Raw genomic sequence first — 17,739 nt, forward strand, 5'->3', positions numbered from 1 at the left:
GGCCACCCCGCTGATCATCGTCTCCCTGGGCGTGGCGATCGCGTTCCGCGCCGGCCTGTTCAACATCGGCGCGCAGGGCCAGTTCATCTTCGGCGCGATGTTCGCCACCTGGTTCGGCGTGCACCTGGACCTGCCGTTCGGCGTCCACCTGCTGCTGGTCATGGCCATGGCGATCCTCGGCGGCGTCCTGTGGGGCGGCGTCGTGGGCGTGCTCAAGGCCTGGACCGGCGCGCACGAGGTCATCCTGACCATCATGCTGAACTACGTCGCGGCGAACCTGCTGGCCTACCTGCTGAACACGCCGGTGCTGCGCCGCGAGGGCACCACGAACCCGGTGTCCGAGTTCCTGCCCGCCACCGCCATGTTCCCGACGCTGCTGGGCGACGGCTTCCGCCTGCACGCGGGCTTCCTGGTGGCCCTGCTGGCCACGGCCTTCGCGTGGTGGCTGATGTCCCGCTCCACGCTCGGCTTCCGCCTGCGCGCGGTGGGCGCCAACCCCGACGCCGCTCGGACCGCCGGCATGTCCGTGAAGGGCACGTACGTGGCCGCCATGGCCATCTCCGGCGGCCTCGCCGGCCTGGCCGGCATGGCGCACGTCTCCGGCACCGAGGGCTCCCTGAACACCTCGGTGGCCGGCTCGTTCGGCTTCGACGCGATCACGGTGGCCCTCCTGGGCCGGTCCCATCCGGTGGGCGTGCTGTTCGCCGGCCTGCTGTTCGGCGCGCTGCGCGCCGGCGGCGTGACCATGCAGACGGAGACGGGCGTGCCGATCGACATCGTCCTGGTCGTGCAGTCCATGATCGTGCTGTTCATCGCGGCCCCGCCGCTGGTGCGTGCGATCTTCCGCCTGCCCGCCCCGGGCGCGACCCGGGCCCGCCGTGCCGCGGACCCCGTGACCCAGCCGGCCGTGGCCGGCGCGGCCGTCACCGGCGCCGCCGGTCAGGCCGCCGCCCCGTCCGCCCAGACCCAGGACGCCGCCGTGTCCGCCTCCTCCGCCGCGGCGGGGGAGCAGGGCGGCGACCCGCACCGTGAGAAGGGACAGGCCCTGTGAGCACCGCCGCACCCCAGCCCGTGACGCCCCGGTCTGCGACGCCCGACCCGGAGCGGACCGCCGTCCGTCCGGAGGCCTCCGAGCCGCAGACCGTGGCCGTCCGGCACTGGTCCGTCCCGATCCTGCTGAGCGTCTTCACCCTGGTCTCCCTGGCGGTGTTCGCCCTGAACGCCCCGGCCGAGACCGCCACGTTCCGCATCTCCAACCCGGCCGACGCCGTCGTCCTGCCGGACCTGGCGGCGCCCACCGGGCCCACGGCCTGGATCCTCACCGCCGTGCTGGCTGCGCTCGCCGCCGCCGCGTGGCTGCTCACGCTGCGCGGGCGCCGCGTGCCCGGCTGGCTCGCGGGGCTGTTCGCCCTGGCCTTCGTGGCTGCGTTCCTGGTGTGGGTGGTGGGCTCGGCGGACAACACCACCGTGTTCCTCACCGGCCTGATCGCCGGCTCCTTCACGCTGGCCGTGCCGCTGATCTTCGGCTCGATGGCCGGCATCCTCTCCGAGCGCTCCGGCGTGGTGAACATCGCGATCGAGGGCCAGCTGCTGGCCGGCGCCTTCCTGGCCGCCGTCGTCGGGTCCCTGACCGGCAGTGTGGGGGCCGGGCTGGTCGCCGCCGTCGTCGCCGGCGTGCTGGTGTCCTGGCTGCTGGCCGTGTTCTCCATCAAGTACCTGGTGAACCAGGTGATCGTCGGCGTCGTGCTCAACGTCCTCGTGGCCGGCCTGACGAGCTTCCTGTTCTCCACCGTGCTCTCGGACAACTCGTCCACGCTGAACTCCCCGCCGCGGTTCCCGCAGATCCGCATCCCGGGGCTGGCGGACATCCCCGTGATCGGCCCGATCCTGTTCGACCAGACGATCCTCGGCTACGGCATGTACCTGATCGTGGGCCTGCTCTGGTTCGGCCTGTTCCGCACCCGCTGGGGTCTGCGCGTGCGCGCCGTGGGCGAGCACCCCAAGGCCGCGGACACCGTGGGCATCGCCGTCAACCGCACCCGCTACCTCAGCGTCCTGCTGGGCGGCGCGGTGGCCGGCATGGGCGGCGCGTTCTTCACGCTCGTCTCCGCGTCCTCCTTCTCCAAGGAGATGACGGCGGGCCAGGGCTTCATCGCCCTCGCCGCGGTGATCTTCGGCCGGTGGAACCCGATCGGCGCGTTCTTCGCGGCGCTGCTGTTCGGCTTCGCGACGAACATGCAGTACGTGCTCGCCATCCTCGGCACGCCCGTGCCGAGCCAGTTCATGGCCATGCTCCCGTACCTGGTGACGGTGTTCGCCGTCGCCGGCCTGGTGGGCCGCTCCCGCGGTCCCGCCGCGGCGGGCACGCCCTATGTGAAGGAGTGACCCGTGGGCCAGGAGGGCGCCGTGCCGGCGCGTGAGGCCGCGGCGGCGGACTGGGATCGCCTGCGGGCGGCCGCGGGCGAGGCCCTCGAGCGAGCCTACGCGCCGTACTCCGGCTACCGGGTGGGCGCGGCCGCGCTCACCGAGGACGGCCGCACGGTCCGCGGCTGCAACGTGGAGAACGCCTCCTTCGGGGTGACCCTCTGCGCGGAGTGCGCGCTCGTGGGGGAGCTGCACATGGGCGGTGGCGGGCGGCTGACGGCCTTCGTGTGCGTGGGCGGGGACGGGCGGTTGATCATGCCGTGCGGACGCTGCCGGCAGCTGCTCTGGGAGCACCACGCGCCCGGCATGGTCCTGCTGACCCCGGCCGGGGTGCGCAGCATCGAGGAGGTCCTCCCGCAGGCCTTCGGCCCGGGGGACCTCGACGCCTGAGCGCCGACGCCCCCGGCGGCACGGGCCGCCGCCGTCGGGATCCCGTGCGGGCCCCGTCCAGCGGGCGCCCCGGGTCCGTGGCTAGGCTGGTGCCGCCGTCGGCGCGTGCCGGCGGCGAGCCTCGACCCCGGAAGGGACCCTCCCCACCATGACCACCACCTCCTCGCCCGCCCAGGACGCCGCGGTCGCGCCCGAGGCGTTCGACGCCATCGAGGTCATCCGCCTGAAGCGGGACGGCCACCGGATCGACGACGCCCGGATCGACTGGGTGGTGGACGCCTACACCCGCGGCGTGGTGGCCCCCGAGCAGATGTCCGCCCTGGCCATGGCGATCCTGCTCAATGGCATGGACCGCGCGGAGATCTCCCGGTGGACGGCGGCCATGATCGCCTCCGGCGAGCGCATGGACTTCGCGGGCCTGGCGACGCCCGAGGGCCGCCCCCTGGCCACGGCGGACAAGCACTCCACCGGCGGCGTGGGGGACAAGATCACCCTGCCCCTGGCCCCGCTCGTGGCCTCCTACGGGGTGGCCGTCCCGCAGCTGTCCGGCCGCGGCCTGGGCCACACGGGCGGCACCCTGGACAAGCTCGAGTCGATCCCCGGCTGGCGGGCGGACCTGACCAACGCGGAGATGATGCGTCAGCTCTCCGAGGTGGGCGCCGTGATCTGCGCGGCCGGCTCCGGCCTGGCCCCCGCGGACAAGAAGCTCTACGCACTCCGGGACGTCACCGGCACGGTGGAGGCCATCCCGCTGATCGCCTCCTCGATCATGTCCAAGAAGATCGCCGAGGGCACCGGCACGCTCGTGCTGGACGTCAAGTGCGGCTCCGGCGCGTTCATGAAGGACGAGGCCTCCGCCCGCGAGCTCGCCCGGACCATGGTGGACCTCGGCCGCGACGCCGGCGTGGACACCTCCGCACTGCTCACGGACATGTCCGTGCCCCTGGGCCTGACCGCGGGCAACGCCCTCGAGGTCCGCGAGTCGGTGGAGGTGCTCGCCGGCGGCGGCCCGGCCGACGTCGTGGAGCTCACCGTGGAGCTGGCCCGCGCGATGCTGGCCGGCGCCGGGGTCACGGGCGTGGACCCGGCCGAGAACCTCGCCAACGGCAGGGCCATGGACGTGTGGAACCGCATGGTCGCCGCCCAGGGCGGCGACCCGCACGCCCCGCTGCCGACGGCCCGCCACACCGAGACCGTCACCGCGGCCGAGGACGGTGTGCTCACCGAGCTGGACGCCATGGCCGTGGGCCTGGCCGCGTGGCGCCTGGGCGCCGGGCGCACGCGCCAGGGCGAGGCCGTGCAGGCCGGGGCCGGCGTCGAGCTGCACGCCCGGCCCGGGGACGCGGTGCGCGCCGGCCAGCCCCTGATGACCCTGCACACGGACACCCCCGAGCGGTTCGACCGCGCCCGCGCCGCCCTCGAGGGCGGCTGGGCGGTCGCCGGCCTGGACGAGGACGCGGCCGCGGCCCTGCGCGGGCGCTCCGTGGTGCTGGACCGGATCGGCTGAGCCCGTGCTGGAGCAGGTCGAGGCCTTCATCCTGTCCGCGGCGTCCCAGCCCTGGGTCCTGCCGCTGGCGGCCGCGCTGTGCCTGCTCGACGGGGTCGTGCCCGTCTTCCCCTCCGAGTCCGTCCTCGTGGCGCTGGCCTCGATCGTCCGCGACGGGGAGCCCTTCCCGCTCGCGGCGCTCTGGGCGGCGGGCTTCGCCGGGGCGTTCCTGGGGGACCTGTCCGCGTACGCGATCGGCCGCGGGGTGGGGGTGGAGCGCTTCCGGTGGATGCACCGGCCCCGCGTGCGGGCCTCGGTGGTCATGGCCCGCCGGAACCTGGCCGCCCACGGGGCGCTCCTGCTGTTCACCGCCCGGTTCATCCCCGGCGGGCGGGTGGCCGTGAATGTCACGGCCGGGGCCATGCGCTACCCCCTGCCGCGCTTCGTGGCGCTGGACCTGGTGTCCACCGCGCTGTGGTCGGCCTACTCGATCGCCATCGCACGCCTGACCGCCGGCTGGCTGGACAACGCGTTCCTGCAGATCGCCCTCTCGGTGAGCGGGGCGGCCCTCGTGGGCCTGCTCCTGGACCGCGTGGTCAAGGCCGTGCTGCGCCGCCGCCTGGCGCGCGACGGCGGCACCCTGGGGCCCGCGGAGCACGCCGTCCTGGACTGAGGCCGGCTCCGGGCCCTGCCGTAGAGTGAGGCCCGTGACCACGACCTCCTCGCAGCCCCGCTCCGACGCCCCCTCGCCCCTCGAGACCGACCTCGGCTCCCTGCCGAAGGTCTCCCTGCACGACCACCTCGACGGGGGCCTGCGCGTGGCCACCGTCCTCGAGCTGGCCCGGGAGGCCGGCGTCGAGGTCCCCGCGGACACCGTGGACGGGCTGGCGGACTGGTTCGCCGAGCACGCCAACGGCGAGTCCCTCGAGAAGTACCTCGAGACGTTCGCCCTGACCACCTCCGTCATGCAGACCCGCGAGCAGCTGCGCCGCGTGGCCCGCGAGTTCGTGGAGGACCTCGTGGTGGACGGGGTGGTCTACGGCGAGATCCGCTGGGCCCCCGAGCAGCACCTGGCCGGCGGGCTCACCCTGGACGAGGCCGTCGAGGCGGTCCAGGAGGGCCTGGACGAGGCCTGCGACGCCGCCGACGCCGACGGCCGCGTCATCCGCGTGGGCCAGCTGATCACGGCCATGCGCCACGCCGACCGCGCCCAGGAGATCGCCGAGCTGGCCGTGCGCCACCGGGACCGCGGCGTGGTGGGCTTCGACATCGCCGGGGCCGAGGTCGGCTTCCCGCCGTCCCGCTTCGCGGACGCCTTCACCTGGCTGGCCCAGCAGCACCTGCCCGTCACCGTGCACGCCGGCGAGGCCGAGGGCCTGGCCTCCATCCAGGACGCGCTGGTCGCCGGCCGCGCCCTGCGCCTGGGCCACGGCGTGCGCATCGCGGACGACATCCAGGTGGAGTTCGGCGGCCTGGACGAGGACGGCGTCCCCGTGGACCCGGACACCGGGATCGTGGACCTCGGCCCCACTGCGGCGTGGGTGCGCGACCGCCAGATCGCCCTCGAGGTCTGCCCCTCCTCCAATCTGCAGACCGGCGCCGTGGACACCGAGGCCGGGATCGCCGGCCACCCGATCGACCTGCTCGTGCAGCTGGGCTTCCGCGTCACCGTGAACACGGACAACCGCCTGGTCTCGGACGTGTCGCTCACCGACGAGCTGTACCTGCTCGCCGAGACCTTCGGCTACTCGCTCTCCGAGCTGCTGGACCTCCAGCTCAACGCCGCCGAGGCCGCCTTCCTGCCCGTGGACGAGCGCGAGGAGCTCGCCGAGATCCTCGTGGCCGGCTGGAGCGAGGCCGTCTCCGGCGCGTCCGGTCCCGTCCTCGAGGCCCTGACGGGCGAGGACGACGACGAGGTGGACGCCTGATCCGCGCCCCTCGCCCGGCACCGTCCCCGGCGCCGGTCCCGGCGTCCCGCGGAGACGTCCGGTGAGCGGCGCCGTCGACCGTCTCGTGGCCACCGTGGAGGCCCTGCGCACCCACTGCCCGTGGACGCGCTCGCTCACCCACGGCGCCCTCACGGAGTACCTCGTGGAGGAGGCGTACGAGGCCGTCGAGGAGATCGGCGTCCACACGGACGCGCAGTGGGCGGACACCGCCGCCCGCCGCGTGGACGGCTCCTACGCTGCGCTCGCGGGCGAGATGGGCGACGTGCTCTTCCAGGTGGTGCTGCACGCCGCGGTCTCCCGGCACCCGGACGCCCCGGTGTCCGAGGCAGGGTTCCGCCTGGACGAGGCGGCCGAGGCGCTCACCGCGAAGATGGTGCGCCGCAACCCCCTCGTGTTCACCCCGGAGGGCCGGGTCCGCCCGGCCGAGGAGCTCGCCGGGATCACGCCCGAGGACGTCGAGCTGGCGTGGGAGCGGGCCAAGCAGTGCGAGCGCGCGGCGGCGGAGGCCGGCCCCCACGGGCCCGACGGCGCCGTCCCCGCCTCGGCGGCGGGCGTCCCCGATGCCGGGTTCGGCGGCATCCCGGCGCACCTGCCGGCGCTGGCCGCGGCGGCCGCCGTCGCCGACCGCGCCGGGCGGCGGGACGAGGACCCGCTGGCCGCCCACGTCCCGCTGCCCGACGCCCCGGGCGGGTGGGCCGACGAGGCCGCCCTGGGAGCGGAGCTGTTCGCCCTGGTCCGCCGAGCGCGCGCCGCGGGCCTGGACCCCGAGCGGGCGCTGCGCGACGTCGTCGTCCGGGTCCGTGCGGGGGAGTGGGAGGCCCTGGGTCGACCGGGGGACGGGCGACCAGGAGGCCCTCCGCCGGAGCCCGGGCGCTAGGCTGATCGCGTGCCGCAACGACGCGCGCACGCGAAGTCGACTCGACTGAAGGAGACCCGTCCCATGGCCCTGATCGACGCCATCCACGCCCGCGAGATCCTCGACTCCCGCGGCAACCCCACCGTCGAGGTGGAGGTCCTGCTCACCGACGGCTCCCTCGGCCGCGCCGCGGTGCCCTCCGGCGCCTCCACCGGCGAGTTCGAGGCCGTCGAGCGCCGCGACGGGGACAAGGGCCGCTACCTCGGCAAGGGCGTCCAGGACGCCGTCGCCGCGGTGGACGAGATCGCGGAGGAGCTCGAGGACGAGTTCGCCGCGGACCAGCGCGCGATCGACCGCCTGATGCTGGACCTCGACGGCACCGAGAACAAGGGCAAGCTCGGCGCGAACGCCGTGCTCGGCGTCTCCATGGCCGTCGCGGACGCCGCGGCGAAGTCCGCCGACCTGCCGCTGTACAAGTACCTGGGCGGCCCGAACGCCCACGTGCTGCCCGTGCCGATGATGAACATCCTCAACGGGGGCGCCCACGCCGACTCCAACGTGGACATCCAGGAGTTCATGATCGCCCCCATCGGCGCGCCCTCCTTCACGGAGGCCCTGCGCTGGGGCGCCGAGGTCTACCACACGCTCAAGAAGGTGCTCCAGGAGAAGGGCCTGTCCACCGGCCTCGGCGACGAGGGCGGCTTCGCCCCCTCGCTGGAGTCCAACCGCGCGGCGCTCGACCTGATCGCCGAGGCCGTGAAGCGGGCCGGCTACACCCTGGGCGAGGACATCGCCCTGGCCCTGGACGTGGCCTCCTCCGAGTTCTTCGAGAAGAAGCACTACGTGTTCGAGGGGAAGAAGCGCTCCTCCGAGGACATGGCCGCGTACTACACCGAGCTGGTGGACAACTACCCGATCGTCTCCATCGAGGACCCGCTCGACGAGAACGACTGGCAGGGCTGGCAGCACCTCACCGAGGCCCTCGGCGAGCGCGTGCAGCTGGTGGGCGACGACCTGTTCGTCACCAACGTCTCCCGCCTGCGGCGCGGCATCGATGAGAAGTCGGGCAACGCCCTGCTCGTGAAGGTGAACCAGATCGGCTCCCTGACCGAGACCTTCGACGCGATCGCCCTGGCCCAGCGCCACCAGTTCCACTGCATGATCTCGCACCGCTCGGGCGAGACCGAGGACACCTTCATCGCGGACCTCGCCGTGGCCACCAACGCCGGCCAGATCAAGACCGGCGCCCCGGCCCGCTCCGACCGCGTGGCGAAGTACAACCAGCTGCTGCGCATCGAGGAGGACCTGGGCGACTCCGCCGTGTACGCCGGCCGCTCCGCGTTCCCGCGCTTCCGCGGCTGACGCGCGACCCGCGCCGCCACGGGCCCGTCCGGACACGCTCCGGGCGGGCCCGCCGCGTCCGCCGGTCGAGGCCGCCGGGTGCGCGGCGCCGCCCCGCAGCCTCCGCCCAGGCGGGACGACTACCCTGGGAGGGCCGCCGCGCCGCCCCCCCCGGCGGCCCCCCGCCCCGTCCGCCGCGGACGGCCGTCCGACCCGAAGGAGCCCGGCATGAGCCCTCGCCGCCCCCGTCTGCCCCGCGTGGCGGCCGCGGAGCCCGAGGCCGCCGTCCCCGCGCCGGAGCGCCGCCCCGCACCCCGGCCGGACGCGCGGCCGAGCGCCGTCGTCGCCGAGCCGGCACCGCCCGCCCCCGAGCCCGAGGAGACGGCCCCGGCCGGACGGCCGGACGGGCCCGCCGTCCCCGCGGAGCCGGACGGCGGCGAGGTCATCGACCTGCGCCGTGCCCAGCGGCGCCGCGAGGAGGAGTCCGCCCGCCGGGAGGAGGCGGACCGGCGGACCGAGGAGCGTCGTGCCGCCGCGCGGCAGGCCCGGCTCCGGCTCGAGGACGACCGCGCCGAGGACCGGGTGCGGGCGGCGCGTGCGGCCGAGGCCCGGCGTCGCGCCCCGCTCCCGGAGCCCGTGCCGGCCCGGCAGATCACGGGCCGCTCGCTCGTGGTGGTGGCGGTGCTGCTGATCGCGGCGGTGCTCGTGGCGCCCACCGCCCGGCTGCTGCTGAACCAGCGGCTGGAGATCGCGGCCACGGAGCAGGACATCGCCGAGCAGGAGGAGCTGCGCTCGGACTACGAGGAGCAGATCCGCCGCTGGGACGACCCCCAGTACGTGGCCCAGCAGGCGCGGGAGCGGCTCGGCCTGGTGATGCCGGGGGAGACCCTCTACACCGCCACCCACCTCCCCGAGGAGGACCCCGCCGCCGGCGAGCCCGCCGGGGAGCCCGAGGAGGCGGGCGTGAACGCGCGCCTGCCGTGGGTCGAGGGCCTCTGGGACACCGCCGTCCGCGCCGCCACCGAATGACCCGCCCGCAGCCCATCCCCGATCCGGAGGACGCCATGACCGAGAACCCCCGCACCGTCACCGAGCAGGACCTGGACACCCTGTCCCGTCAGCTCGGCCGCCCGGTGCGCGACGTGGTGGAGATCGGCGCGCGGTGCGTGTGCGGGAACCCCCTCGTGGCCACCACGGCCCCGCGCCTGTCCAACGGGATCCCGTTCCCCACCACCTTCTACCTCACCCACCCCGTGCTGACCTCGGCCGTGTCCCGGCTCGAGGCCGCGGGCGTGATGGCGGAGATGAACGACCGCCTGGCCCGGGACGAGGAGCTCGCCGCGGCCCACCGCGCCGCCCATGAGGCGTACCTGGCCGAGCGGGAGCGCGTGGGCCGGGAGGCCGGCACGGGCGAGGTCCCCGAGATCGCGCACGTCTCCGCGGGCGGCCTGCCCGAGCGGGTGAAGTGCCTGCACGCGCTGGTGGGCCACGCCCTGGCGGCCGGGCCCGGCGTCGACCCCCTGGGCGACGAGGCGATCGAGCGGGTCGCCGAGTGGTGGACTCCGCAGGAGTGCGCGTGCGCCGGCGCATGGGATGAGGCCGCGCCCGTGCCCGTGAAGGACCTCTCGCGCCATGTGCGCCACCTCGAGCGGGTCGAGCGCCTCGAGCGGGTCACCGTGGCGGCCGTGGACTGCGGCACCAACTCCATCCGCCTGCTGATCGCCCGCCCCGTGGGCGCCGAGGACGCCGACGGGCCGGCGGCCGGGGCCCCGCTGGAGGACGTGGTCCGCGAGATGCGCGTGGTGCGCCTCGGCGAGGGCGTGGACGCCACCGGCGCGTTCTCGGCGGCCGCGCTCGAGCGCACCTTCGCGGCGGTCGAGGAGTACGCGCACCTGGTCAAGCGCCACCACGCCGGGTCCGTCCGGTTCGTGGCGACCTCCGCCAGCCGGGACGTGTCCAACCGGGAGGCCTTCGTGGCCGGGGTGGCCGAGCGCCTCGGGGTGGAGCCCGAGGTGGTCACGGGCGAGGAGGAGGCCCGTCTGTCCTTCGCCGGCGCGGTCTCCGCGGTGGACGTCTCCGCGCTCGGCGCCGAGGACCTCGTGCTGGTGGTGGACCTCGGCGGCGGCTCTACGGAGTTCGTGGTGGGCACCCCGGACGGCCGGGTGGCGGACGCGGTCAGCATGGACATGGGCTGTGTCCGGTACACCGAGCGATTCGCCCTCTCCGACCCGCCCGCACAGGACGAGCTCGCCGCGGCGCGCGCGTCCGTGTCCGCGGTCCTGGACGACGTCGCCGCTCGCCTGCCGCTCGAGCGCGTGCGGGCCGTCGTCGGCGTGGCGGGCACGGTCACCACTGTGACCGCCGAGGCCCTCGGGCTCGCGGAGTACGACCCCGCCGCCCTGCACGGGGCGGAGCTGTCCACGGCGCAGGTGCGCGCGGCCGCCGACCGGCTGGTCACCGCCACGCGCGCCGAGCGGGCCGAGCGAGGCTTCATGCACCCCGGGCGGGTGGACGTGATCGGCGCCGGCGCGCTGATCTGGGCCGAGGCCGTGGAGCGCGTCGCGGCGGTCTCCGGCACGGACCGGGTGGTCACCAGCGAGCACGACATCCTGGACGGGATCGCCCTGTCCCTGCGCGGCTGACGGGGGCCCGGGGCGGGAACGCCGGGCGTGGGAGCCCCTCGCCCGCGGGCATAGGATGGGCCCATGCCTATCACTCCTGATCTGTCCCCGAAGCCGCGCGTGCTGATCGTCGGCGGCGGCTACGCCGGGTACCACGTCGCCCGTGAGCTCCAGAAGAAGGTCGCCGAGCGCGGCGGCGTCGTGACCGTCGTCGACCCGCGCCCGTACATGACCTACTACCCCTTCCTGCCCGAGGTCGTGGGCGGCCACATCGAGGGCCGGCACGTGAACGTGGACCTGCAGACGCACCTCAAGGACACCGAGGTCGTGCGCGGCGCCGTCGTGTCCGTGGACCACGCCGGCCGCACCGCCGTGGTGCGCGGCGAGGGCGGCGACGAGTTCGAGATCCCCTACCAGGACATCGTGATGACCGCGGGCGCCGTGACCCGCGTGTTCCCGATCCCGGGCCTGGGCGAGCAGGGCATCGGCCTGCGCTCGGTCGAGGAGGCCGTGCAGCTGCGCAACCAGATCCTGGAGCGCCTGGACGCCGGCTCCCTCATGACCGACCCCGAGGAGCGCCGCCGTGCCCTGACCTTCGTGGTCGTGGGCGGCGGGTTCGCCGGCATCGAGACCATCGCCGAGATGGAGAACCTCATCCGCAACGCGGTGGAGCGCAACGAGCGCCTCTCGCAGTCCGAGGTCCGGATCGTCCTCGTGGAGGCCATGGGCCGCATCATGCCCGAGGTCTCCGAGGACCAGGCCCAGGGCGTGGTGGAGCACCTGAAGTCGCGCGGCATCGAGGTGCTGCTGAACACCTCCCTCGGCGACGCCACCGACGGCGTCATGAAGCTCGTGGCCATGCCCTCCAAGGAGGAGGCCGACACCTTCGCCGCGGACACCCTCGTGTGGTGCGCCGGCGTGGTGGCCAACTCCGTGGTCAAGAGCACCGACTTCCCGGTGGACGACCGCGGCCGCGTGGAGGCCACCCCCACCCTGCAGATCAAGGACGGCGAGGCCGGCGTGCTCGAGGGCGCGTGGGCCTGCGGCGACGTCTCCGCGGTGCCGGACCTCACCGGCGCCGGCCCGGGCGGCTTCTGCGTCCCCAACGCCCAGCACGCCATCCGTCAGGCCAAGCGCCTGGCCGCCAACTACATGGCCGTGCGCCACGGCGAGGGCGAGGTGCAGGAGTACGTGCACAAGTCCCTGGGCACCGTGGCCGGCATGGGCTTCGGCCGCGGCGTGGGCAACCCGCTGGGCACCAAGATCGCCGGCATCCCGGCGTTCCTGGCGCACCGCGGCTACCACGGCTACGCCATGCCCACCCTGGAGCGGAAGTTCCGCATCCTCTCCGGCTGGGTGGCCGAGACCCTGTTCGGCCGCGACTCCACCTCCGTGGCCTCGCAGGACACCCCGTTCAACGAGTTCCGCGCCGCCGCCGGCGTGGAGCTGGAGCCGGGCAAGTTCGACAAGCCCGAGCTCGAGGCCGCCAAGGCCTGATCCCCGCGTGCCGCACGGCCCCGCCCGAGACCCTCGGGCGGGGCCGTCCGGCACCCCACCGGTGCCCCGCGGGCGCCGGTGCGCCCCCGTGGCCCAACTGGCAGAGGCATCCGACTTAAAATCGGCGTGTTGCGGGTTCGAGTCCCGCCGGGGGCACCAGAGCCGTCCCGGGCGACGCCGTGCGCGGCGTCCGGGGCCCGTCCGGGACGCGGGCGCCCAGCGCGCCCCCAGGAACTCGGCCCAGCGTGAACAGGACCCGGGAACGGGCCCGAGAGCCCACTCCGCCCGTGCCGGGCCGGGCAGGCCCCGGTACACTGGACCAGAACCCCCGGAGCACGAGTGCAGCGCACCTCACGCCGTGTGTTCGGGCCGACCATGACCCGAAGGAGCGAGCCGTGGCCAACCCGGTGATGAACTCGAACAACTTCCAGCAGCAGATGCACTCCGGCGCCCCGCAGCCGGGGTGGTACCAGGGCGGCGGCCAGCAGACCGCCCCCGGCCCCTACGGCCAGCACGCGCCCTACGGCCAGCAGAGCACCTACGGCCAGGCCCAGGCGTTCGGCGCGGGCCAGGCCGCCCAGCAGGCGGCGCACCAGCAGTCCATGGAGGACGCCTTCCGCGCGCCCGCCGCGGGCGCCGGCCAGACCGGCCGCATGACCTACAACGACATCGTGGGCAAGACCGCCCTGATGCTCGTGCTCGTGGTGGCCGGCGGCGTCGTCGGCTGGTCCTCGCCGGGGCTGATGATCATCGGCGCCATCGTGGGCCTCGTGCTCGGCCTGGTGAACTCCTTCAAGCGGGAGCCCTCGCCGGTGCTCATCATGGCCTACGCCCTGGCGCAGGGCCTGTTCCTCGGCGGCATCTCCGCCGTGTTCGAGGCCTCCTACCCGGGCATCGTGGTGCAGGCCGTGCTCGGCACCTTCTCCGTGTTCGCCGTGATGCTGGCGCTCTACACCTCTGGCAAGTTCCGCCCCACCCCGCGCATGACCAAGATCGTCCTGGCGGCCATGGTCGGCTACATGCTCTTCATGCTGCTGAACCTGGTCCTGACCTGGACCGGCGTGGCCAACCTGCGTGAGGGCGGCCTGGGCCTGGTCGTCGGCGCGATCGCCGTGCTCCTCGCCGCCTACTCGCTCACCCTCGACTTCGAGATGGGCGCCCAGGGCGTGAAGAACGGCGCCCCCCAGAAGTACTCCTGGACCGTGGCCTTCGGCCTGACGGTCACCCTCATCTGGCTGTACGTCGAGATCCTGCGCATCGTCGCGATCTTCCGCAGCAACGACTGACGCCCCCGGCCCTCCCGGGCCGACCCCGACGACGCCCCCGTGCGCCGGTGGACCCCACCCGGTGCGCGGGGGCGCCGCTGTGTGCGGGCATCGGCCCCGGGCGGCGTAGATTGGGGCCGATCCCCTCCCGTCCGACGAGGTCCGTCCGACGCCCCCATCCCAAGGAGACCCGAGCATGAGCGTGCCGCCTGAGGCGTCCTCCGCTCCCGACGCCGCCCCCGCCCGTCCGGGCGACACCGGCCCCGACCTCCCCGCCCCCGGCGAGGAGCTCTTCGGCGCGCCCGCGGCCTCGGGCGCCCAGTTCCGGCTGGCCCGCGGCGGCGCGGAAGCCGTGGTGGTGGGGCTGGCCGGCGCGCTGCGCACCTACCGGGTGGGCGGCGTCGACGTCACCGAGCCCTACGGCCCGGACACGGTCCCGCCCGCCGGCAACGGCATCCAGATGAGCCCGTGGCCCAACCGGGTGGCGGGCGGCCGGTGGTCCCTGGACGGTGCGGAGCAGGTCCTCGACGTCACCGAGCCGGCCCGCGGGAACGCCATCCACGGCCTGCTGCGCAACACGCACCTGGTGCCGGAGGAGGTCTCCGGGCACGCCGTCACGCTGCGCGGGGAGATCCACCCGCAGCACGGTTGGCCGTTCCGCCTCACCCACCGGGTGACGTACGCCCTCGCGGAGGACGGCGCGCTCACCGTGACGATGGCCCTGCAGAACCACGCCGACGCCGTCGCGCCCGTGGCCTTCGGGGCGCACCCGTTCCTGCGGATCGGGGACGTCCCCACGGAGGAGCTGACGCTGCACGTGGCGGCGGATTCCTGGATCCGCACGGACGAGCGGCTGATCCCCGTGGGGCTCGAGCCCACAGCGGGCTCGGAGCACGACTTCCGCGCCGGCCGCCGGGTGGGCTCCGCCGCGCTCGACGTCGGGCTCACGGACCTGACCCCGGAGGAGGACGGGCGGCACCGCGCGCGCCTCGTCGCCCCGGACGGGCGCTCCGTGGCACTGTGGAGCGACCCCGCGTTCGCCTGCACGCACGTCTTCGTCACCGACCGCCTCCCGGGGCGGCCCGTGGCCCTGGCGGTGGAGCCGCTGACGGCCCCCGCGGACGCCCTCAACTCCGGCACCGGCCTGCACCGCCTGGCCCCGGGGGAGACCCTCACCGCCCGCTGGGGCCTCACGGCCGACCTCAGCACCCCCACGCACACCGACCGACAGGAGAGCCGGGCATGAGCTCCACGCTCGCGGCACAGACCAAGATCAACAAGGACGTCCCCTACGGGCTGACCGTCGCCGCCGCCTGGTCCTGGCGGATCGTGGCCATCGTGATCGGCCTCGGGGTGGTCTGGTACCTCTCCGGCTTCGTGAGCCTGGTGATCATCCCCGTGATCGTCGCCGCGCTGCTGGCCGTCCTCCTGGCCCCGGTGTACCGGCTGCTGCTGCGGGCGAAGGTGCCCGCGGTGCTCGCGGCCATCCTCTGCATCCTCCTGCTGGTGTCCGTGGTGGTGGGCCTGTTCTGGACGGCCGGCCAGCAGATCGTGCAGGGCTTCACGGAGCTGGGCGACCAGGTCGTGACGGGTCTGCAGGAGCTGGTGAACGCGCTGAGCGGGTGGCTCGCCGCGCAGGGGTACCAGCTGCAGCTGGACGCCTCCTCGCTGGACTCGATGTGGAACACCCTGCAGCAGAACTCGTCCACCATCATGGACGGCGTGGTCTCGTTCGGATCCACGGCCGCGAACGTGGTCACCGGCACCTTCATCGCCCTGTTCACGCTGATCTTCTTCCTGTACGACGGCGACCGCGTCTGGCGCTTCCTCCTCGCCTTCGTCCCGCGCGCCAGCCGCGGGCGCGTGGACGTGGCCGGCCGCTCCGGCTGGGAGGCCCTCGGCTCCTACGTCCGCGTGCAGATCTTCGTGGCCGCGGTGGACGCCCTCGGCATCGGCCTCGGCGCCTGGCTGCTGGGCGTGCCCCTGGCCTTCCCGATCGCCGTGCTCGTGTTCCTGGCCTCGTTCATCCCGATGGTCGGCGCGGTGCTCACCGGCGCCATCGCCGTGCTGATCGCCCTCGTGACCAACGGGCCGGTGACCGCGCTGCTGATGCTCGGCGTCGTGCTCCTGGTCCAGCAGATCGAGTCCAACATCCTCCAGCCCCTGGTGATGGGCAAGGCCGTCTCCCTGCACCCGCTCGCCGTGTTCCTGGCGGTGGCCACCGGATCGGTGGTCCTGGGCATCGTGGGCGCCGTGTTCGCGGTGCCGCTGCTGGCGTTCGTCAACGCCTTCATCCGCGCCCTGCGCACCAAGGACCCGGACGAGGAGGTCGTGGCCGGCGAGCACGTGTACATCCCGAGCGAGAAGGCCCTCGCCGGCGCCCGCGAGTCCGCCAAGCTCGACACGGAGCGCGACCCGTCCGACATCCCCGGCGAGGAGCCGGGCGGCGGCGGGACCGGCGGTGAGCACACCGGGTCCACGGCCGCGGGGGTGCAGCCGTGACGGGGACCCCGGAGACCGCCCCGGCGCCGGCCGGCGCCCCCGCCCCCTGGATCCGCGCCGCGGCCCGCGCGGAGGGACCCGACCGGCTCCCCGTGGGCCTGGCGGACGTGGAGGCCGCGCAGCGTGCGCTCGAGGGCGTGGCCGAGACCACGCCCCTGCAGCCCTCCCGCGCCCTCACCCGTGACCTGGGCACCCCCGTGCACCTCAAGTGCGAGAACCTGCAGCGCGCCGGCTCGTTCAAGGTGCGCGGCGCCTACGTCCGCATGGCGCAGCTGACGCCCGAGGAGCGGGCGCGCGGCGTGGTGGCCGCCTCCGCGGGCAACCACGCCCAGGGCGTGGCCCTGGCCGCGGCGAAGCTCGGCATCCACGCCCGGATCGTCATGCCCCGCGGTGTGGCCCTGCCCAAGCTGCAGGCCACCCGGGACCACGGCGCCGAGGTGCAGCTGTTCGGCTCCACCGTGGACGAGGCGCTCGCGGAGGCCCGGCACTACGCCGAGCGCACCGGTGCGGTCTTCATCCCGCCGTTCGACGACCCGGCGATCGTGGCCGGTCAGGGCACCGTGGGCCTGGAGATCATGGACGCCCTGCCGGAGGTGGACACCGTGGTGGTGGGCATCGGCGGCGGCGGCCTGATCGCCGGGCTCGCCGTGGCCGTCAAGGAGCGGGCCCGGCAGCAGGGCCGCACGGTCCGGGTGGTGGGCGTGCAGGCGGCCACCGCCGCCGCCTACCCCGTCTCGCTCGCCGAGGGCCGCGTGCAGGTGCTGGAGAGCGTGTCCACCATCGCGGACGGCATCGCCGTCGGCCGGCCCGGGGACCTGCCCTTCGGGATCGTGGCGGAGCTGGTGGACGCCGTCGTCACCGTGACGGACGACGAGATCGCCGCCGCCATGGTGCACCTGCTGGAGCGCTCCAAGCTCGTGGTGGAGCCGGCCGGGGCCGTGGGCGTGGCCGCGCTGCTCTCGGGCCGGGTGGCCGAGCTGGGCGTGGACCTCGGGACCACCGTGGCCGTCCTCTCGGGCGGCAACATCGACCCGATGCTCCTGCTCAAGTCCGTCCAGTCCGGCCTGTCCGCGGCGGGACGCTACATGACCGTGCGCATCCCGCTGCCGGACCGCGCCGGCGAGCTGGCCACCATCTCCCGGATCATCGCGGAGACGGACGCCAACGTGGTGCGCGTGGATCACACGCGCGTGGGCCCGGAGCTGTCCATGGGCGGCGTGCACATCACCATCGACATGGAGACCAAGGGGTGGGAGCACTCCGACGCCGTGCTCACCTCCCTCCGCGAGGCCGGCTACGCCCCGCTGCGCCTGACCTGAGCCGCCCCCCGACGACGACGGGCCCGCACCTGCACGGCGGATTCAGGGGGTCCTCGCAACACCTGATGGTCTAGACGGCCGTCAGTAGA

At 74.6% G+C, this 17,739-nt stretch carries 15 protein-coding genes and 1 tRNA gene; all 16 read left to right on the plus strand.

The genetic code is table 11. The features are described from left to right. Positions 1 to 1,051 (plus strand): ABC transporter permease (locus Q4D18_RS07780; protein WP_303127054.1); only part of this gene is annotated, 1,051 nt, incomplete at its 5' end. 92 nt (positions 1,052 to 1,143) lie between these two features. Continuing rightward, positions 1,144 to 2,385 (plus strand): ABC transporter permease, encoded by a 1,242-nt coding sequence (locus Q4D18_RS07785; RefSeq protein WP_303127078.1) that lies wholly within the window; start codon positions 1,144 to 1,146, stop codon positions 2,383 to 2,385. Positions 2,386 to 2,406: 21 nt separating this feature from the next. Next, positions 2,407 to 2,814, plus strand: coding sequence for a cytidine deaminase (locus Q4D18_RS07790; RefSeq protein ID WP_303127056.1), 408 nt, complete (start codon positions 2,407 to 2,409; stop codon positions 2,812 to 2,814). Positions 2,815 to 2,962: 148 nt separating this feature from the next. Then, a complete protein-coding gene (locus tag Q4D18_RS07795) occupies positions 2,963 to 4,321 on the plus strand; it encodes a thymidine phosphorylase (RefSeq protein ID WP_303127058.1) in 1,359 nt (452 codons plus the stop codon). A gap of 4 nt (positions 4,322 to 4,325) precedes the next feature. Then, a complete protein-coding gene (locus Q4D18_RS07800; RefSeq protein WP_303127060.1) occupies positions 4,326 to 4,973 on the plus strand; it encodes a DedA family protein in 648 nt (215 codons plus the stop codon). A 34-nt stretch (positions 4,974 to 5,007) separates the two neighbouring features. Continuing rightward, positions 5,008 to 6,228: an adenosine deaminase gene (locus Q4D18_RS07805; RefSeq protein ID WP_303127062.1), complete on the plus strand. Its 1,221-nt coding sequence runs from the start codon at positions 5,008 to 5,010 to the stop codon at positions 6,226 to 6,228. A 61-nt stretch (positions 6,229 to 6,289) separates the two neighbouring features. Next, positions 6,290 to 7,126, plus strand: coding sequence for a MazG nucleotide pyrophosphohydrolase domain-containing protein (locus tag Q4D18_RS07810; protein ID WP_303127064.1), 837 nt, complete (start codon positions 6,290 to 6,292; stop codon positions 7,124 to 7,126). A gap of 63 nt (positions 7,127 to 7,189) precedes the next feature. Further along, positions 7,190 to 8,467: a phosphopyruvate hydratase gene (gene eno, locus Q4D18_RS07815; protein ID WP_303127080.1), complete on the plus strand. Its 1,278-nt coding sequence runs from the start codon at positions 7,190 to 7,192 to the stop codon at positions 8,465 to 8,467. Positions 8,468 to 8,674: 207 nt separating this feature from the next. Beyond that, positions 8,675 to 9,475, plus strand: a complete 801-nt coding sequence (locus Q4D18_RS07820; protein ID WP_303127066.1) for a septum formation initiator family protein — start codon at positions 8,675 to 8,677, stop codon at positions 9,473 to 9,475. Between the two features lie 35 nt (positions 9,476 to 9,510). Further along, positions 9,511 to 11,088 carry a DUF501 domain-containing protein gene (locus tag Q4D18_RS07825; protein ID WP_303127068.1) on the plus strand — a complete coding sequence of 526 codons (1,578 nt, stop codon included), beginning with the start codon at positions 9,511 to 9,513 and terminating at the stop codon, positions 11,086 to 11,088. A gap of 63 nt (positions 11,089 to 11,151) precedes the next feature. After that, a complete protein-coding gene (locus Q4D18_RS07830; RefSeq protein WP_303127070.1) occupies positions 11,152 to 12,564 on the plus strand; it encodes an NAD(P)/FAD-dependent oxidoreductase in 1,413 nt (470 codons plus the stop codon). Between the two features lie 82 nt (positions 12,565 to 12,646). Then, positions 12,647 to 12,723, plus strand: a tRNA-Leu gene (locus Q4D18_RS07835). A gap of 236 nt (positions 12,724 to 12,959) precedes the next feature. Continuing rightward, on the plus strand, positions 12,960 to 13,850 hold the full coding sequence (locus tag Q4D18_RS07840; protein ID WP_303127072.1) for a Bax inhibitor-1/YccA family protein: 891 nt from the start codon (positions 12,960 to 12,962) through the stop codon (positions 13,848 to 13,850). 175 nt (positions 13,851 to 14,025) lie between these two features. Continuing rightward, positions 14,026 to 15,075: an aldose 1-epimerase family protein gene (locus tag Q4D18_RS07845; RefSeq protein WP_303127074.1), complete on the plus strand. Its 1,050-nt coding sequence runs from the start codon at positions 14,026 to 14,028 to the stop codon at positions 15,073 to 15,075. Beyond that, positions 15,072 to 16,331 carry an AI-2E family transporter gene (locus Q4D18_RS07850; RefSeq protein ID WP_303127076.1) on the plus strand — a complete coding sequence of 420 codons (1,260 nt, stop codon included), beginning with the start codon at positions 15,072 to 15,074 and terminating at the stop codon, positions 16,329 to 16,331. The genes Q4D18_RS07845 and Q4D18_RS07850 overlap by 4 nt, the downstream gene beginning before the upstream one ends. Positions 16,332 to 16,381: 50 nt before the next feature. Next, positions 16,382 to 17,650, plus strand: coding sequence for a threonine ammonia-lyase (gene ilvA, locus Q4D18_RS07855; protein WP_303127082.1), 1,269 nt, complete (start codon positions 16,382 to 16,384; stop codon positions 17,648 to 17,650). Positions 17,651 to 17,739: the final 89 nt, after the last annotated feature.

Source organism: Micrococcus sp., assembly GCF_030523875.1.
Taxonomy (GTDB): Bacteria; Actinomycetota; Actinomycetes; order Actinomycetales; family Micrococcaceae; genus Micrococcus.

Coding starts and splice junctions, on each gene's coding strand:
- Q4D18_RS07795 (WP_303127058.1), top strand. CDS start 2,963: ATGACCACCACCTCCTCGCCCGCCCAGGACGCCGCGGTCGCGCCCGAG.
- eno (WP_303127080.1), top strand. CDS start 7,190: ATGGCCCTGATCGACGCCATCCACGCCCGCGAGATCCTCGACTCCCGC.
- Q4D18_RS07820 (WP_303127066.1), top strand. CDS start 8,675: ATGAGCCCTCGCCGCCCCCGTCTGCCCCGCGTGGCGGCCGCGGAGCCC.
- Q4D18_RS07825 (WP_303127068.1), top strand. CDS start 9,511: ATGACCGAGAACCCCCGCACCGTCACCGAGCAGGACCTGGACACCCTG.
- Q4D18_RS07830 (WP_303127070.1), top strand. CDS start 11,152: ATGCCTATCACTCCTGATCTGTCCCCGAAGCCGCGCGTGCTGATCGTC.
- Q4D18_RS07845 (WP_303127074.1), top strand. CDS start 14,026: ATGAGCGTGCCGCCTGAGGCGTCCTCCGCTCCCGACGCCGCCCCCGCC.
- Q4D18_RS07850 (WP_303127076.1), top strand. CDS start 15,072: ATGAGCTCCACGCTCGCGGCACAGACCAAGATCAACAAGGACGTCCCC.